6 protein-coding genes are annotated in these 7,859 nt (G+C 75.5%); 1 reads left to right on the forward strand and 5 read right to left on the reverse strand.

Annotation, left to right across the window (positions count from 1 at the left end; genetic code table 11):
• Positions 1-42: 42 nt before the first annotated feature.
• The 5 genes from AC3EQ1_RS31100 to AC3EQ1_RS31120 all read right to left on the reverse strand — a co-directional run bounded on the left by AC3EQ1_RS31100 (position 43) and on the right by AC3EQ1_RS31120 (position 6,610).
• Positions 43-411 (reverse strand): hypothetical protein, encoded by a 369-nt coding sequence (locus tag AC3EQ1_RS31100; protein ID WP_351515167.1) that lies wholly within the window; start codon positions 409-411, stop codon positions 43-45.
• Between the two features lie 428 nt (positions 412-839).
• The gene (locus AC3EQ1_RS31105; protein ID WP_432097657.1) at positions 840-2,123 is read right to left on the reverse strand and encodes an AAA domain-containing protein; all 1,284 of its coding nucleotides are present in this window, start codon (positions 2,121-2,123) and stop codon (positions 840-842) included.
• A 392-nt stretch (positions 2,124-2,515) separates the two neighbouring features.
• A complete protein-coding gene (locus AC3EQ1_RS31110) occupies positions 2,516-4,090 on the reverse strand; it encodes a hypothetical protein (protein ID WP_432097654.1) in 1,575 nt (524 codons plus the stop codon).
• On the reverse strand, positions 4,081-5,547 hold the full coding sequence (locus tag AC3EQ1_RS31115; RefSeq protein WP_432097658.1) for a hypothetical protein: 1,467 nt from the start codon (positions 5,545-5,547) through the stop codon (positions 4,081-4,083). The genes AC3EQ1_RS31110 and AC3EQ1_RS31115 overlap by 10 nt, the downstream gene beginning before the upstream one ends.
• A complete protein-coding gene (locus AC3EQ1_RS31120) occupies positions 5,471-6,610 on the reverse strand; it encodes a phosphatase PAP2 family protein (protein WP_432097655.1) in 1,140 nt (379 codons plus the stop codon). The genes AC3EQ1_RS31115 and AC3EQ1_RS31120 overlap by 77 nt, the downstream gene beginning before the upstream one ends.
• A gap of 507 nt (positions 6,611-7,117) precedes the next feature.
• Here AC3EQ1_RS31120 and AC3EQ1_RS31125 point away from each other — a divergent pair.
• Positions 7,118-7,729 carry a histidine phosphatase family protein gene (locus tag AC3EQ1_RS31125; protein ID WP_432097656.1) on the forward strand — a complete coding sequence of 204 codons (612 nt, stop codon included), beginning with the start codon at positions 7,118-7,120 and terminating at the stop codon, positions 7,727-7,729.
• Positions 7,730-7,859: the final 130 nt, after the last annotated feature.

The raw sequence follows: 7,859 nt of genomic DNA on the forward strand, positions 1-7,859 counted from the left end.
AACGGTCGGGTCGGGGAGCGGTCGGGTCGGGGAGCGGTCGGGTCAGGGAGCGGCCGAACCGCCGTTGCGCAGCAGATCGCGACCGAACTCGATCATGCGCATCGCGTAGTCCTCGCTCCAGTCCGCCCGCTCCGCGATGGCGGACACGGGAAGTCTGTCGAAGCGCTGGGGGTCCGCGAGCTGCGCCGCGGCGATCGCCTGGTACTCGGTCGCCCGGTCGGCGGCCTCCCGGAACGCCAGAGTCAGCTCCGTCGACCGGCCCAGCAGCTCCTTGGGGTCGTCGATCGACTCCAGGTCGAAGAAGTGCTCGTCGTCCTCGGCCACCTCCGCGGGCTCGAAGAGCAGTGCCGCGGGGCGCAGCCGTCGTTTGGCGTCGTCCGTCTGATGGTGAGCCGACCCCGGCTCCGACATGGAACTACCTCCGCCGTTCTCCCGAATGAGACATTCGCTGTTCTCCATTGTCCCGCGTCCGGCAAGACGTCCGCAGGCGCTTCCCGGCGGGCCCCGAGGTGCCTTCCGCGGGCCGTCGGCGAGCGGGGCCCGGCACCCGCGGCCCCCTGTCCTTTACCCGGCACGGGGCCCCGGCCACCCTTGGACCCGGCCACCTGGGGCCCGGCGCTCCCCGGATTCGGTACTCCCGGGCCCCGGTAAGGCCAGAGCCCTGGAGACCCTGGCTGCGGCTCTGGCACTCAGTTCCGCCCCGTCGGCCCCCCCGTCGTCCCCGATTTCCTGTGCGTCGCCCTCGTCTGCGATTCCCTGCGCCGCCCCGCGCCGCCGGCGGCGTGCCGGTCCCGGCGAGCCGGACGTCCAAGGGCGCCGGCGTTCAGCGGCGCCGGCGTTCAAGGACGCCAGCGCACCCGGTGCTCCGTGAGGTGCGACAGCACCGCGTGGTTCGCCTCCCAGCCGTCCGGGAACTTCACCGTCACGCCGAGCTGGACCGGCTCCGTCGACGGGTGCTCGTCCAGGAGTTCCGCCACCCCGGCCCGGCACACCACGATGCACGCGTGCCGGTGGCGCGAGGCCAGTACGCACAGCCGCCCCGTCTCCAGATGGAACGCCGTGGCGTCGGGCCGGCCCGACAGCGGGTGGAGCACCACCGTGACATCGAACTCCCGGCCCTGCAGCCGGTTCGCGGTGTCCACCGCCACCCCGGACACCCCGAGCCCGGCCAGCGCCGCCCGGACGGCCGCCGCCTGGTCGCGGTGGGCCGTGCCGACCGCGATGCGGTCCGCCGTCAGCGGCACCGGCTCCGGGGAGCGCTCGCTCGTCGCGGCCCCGCCCCGGTCCAGCAGCCGCCGCACGACCTGCGCCACCGCGCCGACCGCTTCCGGATCCGTCCGGGGCGTCCGCCGGGCGGGCAGCTCCAGCAGCCCCCAGCCGGACTCGGCGGCCTCGTCCAGCACCCGGTCCGCCGCCGAACCGTCCGACCGCACCCCGAACCCCAGCCGGCGGTCGCCGTGCCCGGTGCCGCTGCGGAAGCGCGTGTACGGGTAGAACGCGTCGGAGACCAGCGGCGCGGCGGACGCGGGCAGCCGCCACGACACCGGCAGCCGGTGCTGCGGCAGATCGGGGTTATGGGCCAGCAGGGTGCTGACGGCACTGGCCGACGGGTCGTACGACAGGCCCGCCCACTGCTCGGCCCCCACGACGCTGAACGGGTCGAGCTGCCCCGGGTCGCCGACGAACAGCGCCCGTTCGAACAGGCCGGCCACGGCCAGCAGCGCGTCCGACCGCATCTGGTAGGCCTCGTCCACGATGGCGTGCTGCCACGGCTCGACGTTCCCGGTGTGCGCCCACTTCGCGGCGGTCGAGATCACGACGTCGAGCCCGGCCAGGTCGGCGGCCTTGGCGGAGGTGCGGACGGACGGGTGCCGGTCGAGGACCGGGTCGTACGCCTTCGGGTCGCTGCTGTGCAGCCGGCCGACCGGGAGGTCCGGGTCGGCGGTCGCCAGCCGGTCCACCAGGTCGTCCACCTGGGCGTTGGTCTGCGCCACCACCATCAGCGGGCGCCCGGCGGCGGCCAGTTCGCGGGCTGCCCGCACCACGAGGGTCGACTTCCCGGCCCCCGGGGGCGAGTCGACGACCACGCCGCGGTGGGTGCCGTGCAGGGTGGCGTGCAGGATCGCGTCGGTCGCCCGGGCCGCGGCGGCAACCGGATCGAACGGCCCGTCGCCGGCCGGGCGGCTGCCTGGACCGGAGCCACCGGCACCGCCGTCGTCATACGGTCCACCGGGGCCGCGGCCGCCACCGGGGCCGTCCGGCACTCCCTCGCGGCCCGGGTGACGGTCGTCCCGCTCCGGGCCGTTCCGCTCCGAGCCGCTCCGCTCCGGGCCGTCCGGATGAGGGCCGTCCGGATCCAGGGCGTGCGGATCCGGGGCATGCGGTGCCCGGCCGTTCCGTACCGGGCTGTTCCGTACCGGGCTGTTCCGTGCCGGGCTGTTGCGTTCGGGGCCGTTCGGTACGCGGGCGTTCGGCACCCGGCCGTCCCGGGCCCACCGGCCCGTCGGGTCGTCGCTCACAGCACATCCTCATCGGTCACCGGGTCGGGGGCTTCGGCCACGGCCGGAGAGCCGGGTGGCCCGCCGTGCGTCCACGGCGTCTCCTCCGGGTCGGGCAGCTCCGGCCCGCCGCGCGGCGCATGTTCGAACAGCGTCCAGCACACCCGGTCGCCGCTCTCCGGCACCGAACCCGGCTCCGGGACCTTGCCCCGGCCCATCCCGCCCGTCAGCCGGACGACCACCCCGCCCGGCGCGTAGGAGACGAACTCCGCCTGCTGCGTCCGGCCGTCGCCCAGCGCCCGGTACACCTTTGCGGACTCGGCCAGATACGGCCGGTCGTCCGTGCGCACCGTCACCAGCGGGCGCGGCCGCGGGACCTTCGCCTCGCTGTACGCCATCACCACCTCCGTGACCTCCCCCGCGAAGGCTTCCCCGGCCAGCCGGCGGCTCGCCATGACCAGCGGGTCGTCCAGCGCCTCCTGCGCGTCGAGCTGCGCCTGCGCGGTCTCCCGGGTGGCGAGCTTCTGCGCGGCCGTCACCGCGTCGTCCCGCTTCGGCTGCGGCGGTTCACCGGCGCGGACCCGGTCCCGGTGGCCGGTGAACGACCAGCGGTCGCGCTTCCACCGGTCCTCGACATGGCCGCCCGGCGGCAGCGCGCGGAGCAGATCCACCCCGCGCCACAGGGCGTCCCAGGTGGGCCGCAGCTGAGCGGCGACCAGCTCGCGGATCTCGGCCTCCGCGGCGGCGACGGCCCGCGGGCCGGCCGCCGCGCCCGCCGCCCCCGAACGCGCCGCGTCGAACCGGGACATGGCCGGGGCCAGCAGCGTGTTGTCGAACACCGGGTCGGTGGCGGGACCGGCCGGCGGGCACCGCAGCAGCCCGTCCCCGTCGCGCGCCAGCTCGGCCCGGAGCGCCGCCTCCGCCCCCGACTCGCCGTCCGGCGGGTCGATCCACGCCAGCAGGGAGCCCAGATGCTGGTCCTCCAGGTTGCTCTGACCGGTCGCCCAGTGCCGGCCCAGCAGCTCCGTCATCGACAGCAACAGGGAGGACCCCGGCACCCGGGACCGCTCGCCGTAGTGCGTCAGCCAGCGGCCGAGCAGCGGCACCCGGGCGGGCGCCGGATGGGGCGTGTCCGGGTCCTGCTCGGCGGTGCGGCGGAACCGCATCGACCGCCCCAGCAGCCGGACGAACTCCACCCCCGCGGTGCTCGGCACCAGCAGCTGCGGGGCGTCCGTGCACAGCTCGACCTCGACCGGCACCCGCTTGCCGGTCTCCGGGTCGGTCTCCTTGCGCTCCTCGGTCTCCACGACGTCCGCGTACGCGTCGATGTGCGGCAGCACCGCCTCCGCCAGGTCCGCGAGGAACGCGAACCGCAGATCCCGGTCGCGCGGCTGGGCCACCACGAGCAGCCGCGGCGCGTCCCGGTCGGTGCCGACCAGCGCCCCCAGCGGAGCGCCCGCCTCACCCGCGGTGGTGAGCGGGACGAATACGAGGGGCCGGGCGGAGAGATGACGGTGCAGCACGGTGGCGCCCGGCTGGGCGCATCCCGACCGTACGGCTTCCAGCCGGGCCAGGGTGGCGATCAACGACACGGGGCCTCCCCCTTGCGTCCGGGCTGCTCGAAGCCGGCGGCTGAAGCGAATCCGGCGGCCGAACCGAGTCGGTTGGCCGGCTCGAATCCGGCCAGTGCCTCGGTGCGCAGGGCGGCGGCCCTGCGGAGTGCTTCGACGGCCGGGTCATCGGTCTCCGAGGCATCGGTCCCTGGGGCATCGGTCCCCGAGGCATCGGCCTTCGGGGCATCGGTCTCGGGGGCGTCTGGCTCCGGGGCTGCGGCCTCCGGAGCTGCGGTCTCCGCGGCCTCGGCTCCCGGTTCACCGGTCGCCGGTTCGCCGGCGGCAGGCCCGTCCTCCCCGTACGCCGCCGGCAGCGGGCCCGGCTCGCCGAGGGCCGCCGCCAGCACGCTCTCCACCGTGGTGAGACCGCCCAGCTCTCCCCGGACCCCGCGGCCCAGCGTCTCCACCGCGCCCTCGGCCCGGGCCCGGGAGCGGCAGTGGAAGGCCAGTTCACAGGCGGCCAGGCACTCGGGGGCGTACGTCGCCCCGACTGCTTCGACCGCCTCCGTCAGCTCCTCCGCGGGCCGCGTCGGCGTGCTGCCGTCGTCCGCGAGCCGCAGGTCGAACGTGGTGCCCTCCGGCAGCGCCGCCGCGATCTCCTCGATCCGGGTGAGCCGGGCGAGCTGGCGCCGCGTGACGGACAGCTGCTTGCGGACGTCCACCGGCTCGGCGACCGGCAGGTTGGAGAAGTCCTTGGGGCAGACCAGGAGCACGGTGTGCCGCACGCCGGGGGCCGGGGCTCCCGCGGCCGTGGTCGCGGCCATCGTTCCGGCCAGCCGCTCCAGCGCCAGCACGTACACCGCGGCCTGCCGGGCGGCGGCGCCCACCTTCGCCGCGTCCGCCGCACCGTCCACGACGGGGAAGGACTTGACCTCCACCACCGTCCACCGCCCGTCCGGCTGCACCACCACGGCGTCCGGTTCCAGATGGACGGGGGAGCCGGCCACGTCCAGCGGCACCATGGGGTGGAACAGCAGCGCCCAGCGACCGGCCGACGTCGCCTCCGCCAGGGCGATCCTGGTGCGGGCGGCCCGGCCCTCGGGGCCCGCCGCCGTCAGATCGGGCACGTCCACCTCGTCCGGCGCGGGCGGGGCCGCTGGGCCGCCGAGGCGCTCGTGCACCAGCCGCATCAGCTCCGCACCGCTGTCCGCCGCGACGCGCGCCTCGAAGGCGTTGCCGCGGACGAACGCGAACTGGGACTGGCCGAACGTCGCCGGGGAGCCCAGGGCGCGCGCCAGGGCGGCCTTGTTCACCCCGGCGCCGTCGAGCAGAGCACGCCGGCGGCAGCCCGGGTTGGCCGCGAGCGCGGCGAGGGCACGGGCGTCGAGCGGCTGCGGTGCCGCGGAGGGTCCGCGCAGCTCAGTGAGCCGCTGCCGGAGTGCCGTCCCCGGCTGTGGCAGGGCCTGCGGTGGCGGCCCTGTCGGGGCGGCCGCCACGGCTCGGCTGTCGAGGAATCCGTTCACCCGCCGAAGTCTCGCATCCGCCACCGACAGTCGTCGCGGTTCCGCTTTCCGGGACGGCCGGGTTCGGGGAAGTGGTGGCGCTCGGGGAGGTGGTGGCGCTCGGCGAAGCGGTGGGGCCGGGCGAAGTGGTGAGGCTCGGCGAGGTGATGAGGCTCGGCGAAGTGGCGGCGTTCGATGCAGCCGCGGGGCGCGATGTGGCGGGACGGGCCTCGGCCGCAACGGCGGAACGGGCGGCCACCGGCGCCCCCGGGGCGGGACGGAGACCGGCGCGCTCCCGGGCCCGGTCGACGAGCCGGAGCACCGGCGGCGTCAGCAGCAGACCGGCCCCCATGACCGCCGCACCCGCGACGGCGTCGAGGAAGTAGTGGTTCGCGGTGCCCATCACCACCAGCGTGGTGAGCAGGGGATAGCCGATGCCGGCCACCCGGGCGGCCGTTCCGCGGCCGTGCCGCCAGAGCATCACCCCGCACCACAGCGACCAGCCGACGTGGAGACTCGGCATCGCCGCGAACTGGTTGGTGAGGCCGCCCAGCCCGCGGGGCGCACTCGCCGCCCCGCCCCACCAGCCGTACGCGCTGTACTGCGCCATGGTGTCCACAAAACCGTACCCCGCCTCGAGGAGGCGGGGCGGGCAGGTCGGAAGGAGGGTGAAGCCGATCAGGCCGAGCAGGGTGGAGCCCAGCAGCCAGCCGCGGGCGGCGCGGTAGCTCGCCGGGCGGCGCCGCCACAGCCATATCAGGATCGCGGGGGTCACCAGGTAGTGCAGCGTGGCGTACGCGAAGTCGGCGGGTATGCCCACCCAGGCGTGCGCGGTGAAGATCCGGTTGAGCGGGTGCTCCGCGTTCAGCCCCCACTGCTGCTCGAAGCGGAGAATCGCCAGTCCGTGATCGACGGCCGTGGTGGCGTCCCCCCGGGCCAGCAGCCGTCCCGCCGAGTACACGGCGTACACCACGATCACCAGCGGCAGTTCGGTCCACCAACGGGGCCGGCTGGGGTGGCTCTCCGCGGTGTGGTGCGCGGGTGCGGTCGCTGGCATGCGGACGCTCTCCAAGTCTTGGGACGGCACCGAGGCGCTCGTTCAACTGTACGGTGTACGTGAATCTGTCGGCACACCGCCCCCGGTGCCGCACGCCCCCTGCTTCGCCCGCCGTTCGGATGCCCTTCGGGCCCCGGCCGTCCCCTGTTCGGCCGTCCGGGCGGGAAGACGTGGAGTCCGCCCGGCGGGTTGCTTCCCGAACATCTGCGTGATGATGGAGGCGACAGGTCACACCTGTCGCACGGGCACCACCTGCACGGTGGCCGCGCGGGCTCGGCGGGCTCGTACAGGCTCGGCGGGCTCGGTCGGCTGGCCCGTCTCGTCCGGCTCGTACGGCTCGTACGGCGCGTACGGGTTCTTACGGGGTCGGCGGGACGGATTCGGGCCGACGGGTCGGTACGGGTCGGAGCTGCGCGGCGGGCCGGCGGGACCGGCCGACCGGCCGGGCCGCGGCGGGCGGGTGCCGTGCGGCGGGCGCGCACGACGCAACACGGCGAGAGGTCCGCTATGGCTCCCCGCATCCTGCTGGCACGGCACGGGCAGACGGAATGGTCACTGTCCGGCAGACACACCGGGCGGACCGACATCCCGCTCCTGGAAGAGGGGCGGCGCGGCGCGAAGCTCCTCGGGGAGCGCCTGCACCGGGCCCCGTTCAACGGGCTCCCCGGCGCGGAGATCCGCACCAGCCCCCTGGTCCGGGCGGCCGAGACCTGCGAGCTGGCCGGCTTCGGGGACCGTGCCGAGCCGTTCGACGCGCTGATGGAGTGGGACTACGGCGCGTACGAGGGTCTGACCGGCACCGAGATCCAGGCGCAGCGGCCGGGCTGGTTCATCTGGCGCGACGGCGTACCGGACGGGGAGACCCTGGAGCAGCTCGCCCGGCGGGCGGACGCGGTGGTGGAGTGGGCGCGCTCGGCCGACCGCGACGTGCTGGTCTTCGCCCACGGGCACATTCTGCGGGCGCTGGCGGCGCGGTGGCTGGGGGAGGACGTGTCGTTCGGGGCCCGGATCAAGCTGAATCCGACGTCGCTGTCGATTCTGGGGTGGGCGTACGGGGAGACGGCGATCGAGGCGTGGAACGAGACGGGGCACCTTGATCTTGGGGGTGGAGGGCGGTAGTCGCCCTGCGGTTCCGCCGTGCGGCGCGCGCTCGGGGGTCTTGCGGTTCGATTCGGCGGGTGCCCGGTTTGTTGGATGCGGGTGTGTGGTGGGTTTCGGGGGTGGGGGGGGGGGGGGGGGGGGGGGGGGG

Source organism: Streptomyces sp. bgisy100 (assembly GCF_057709105.1).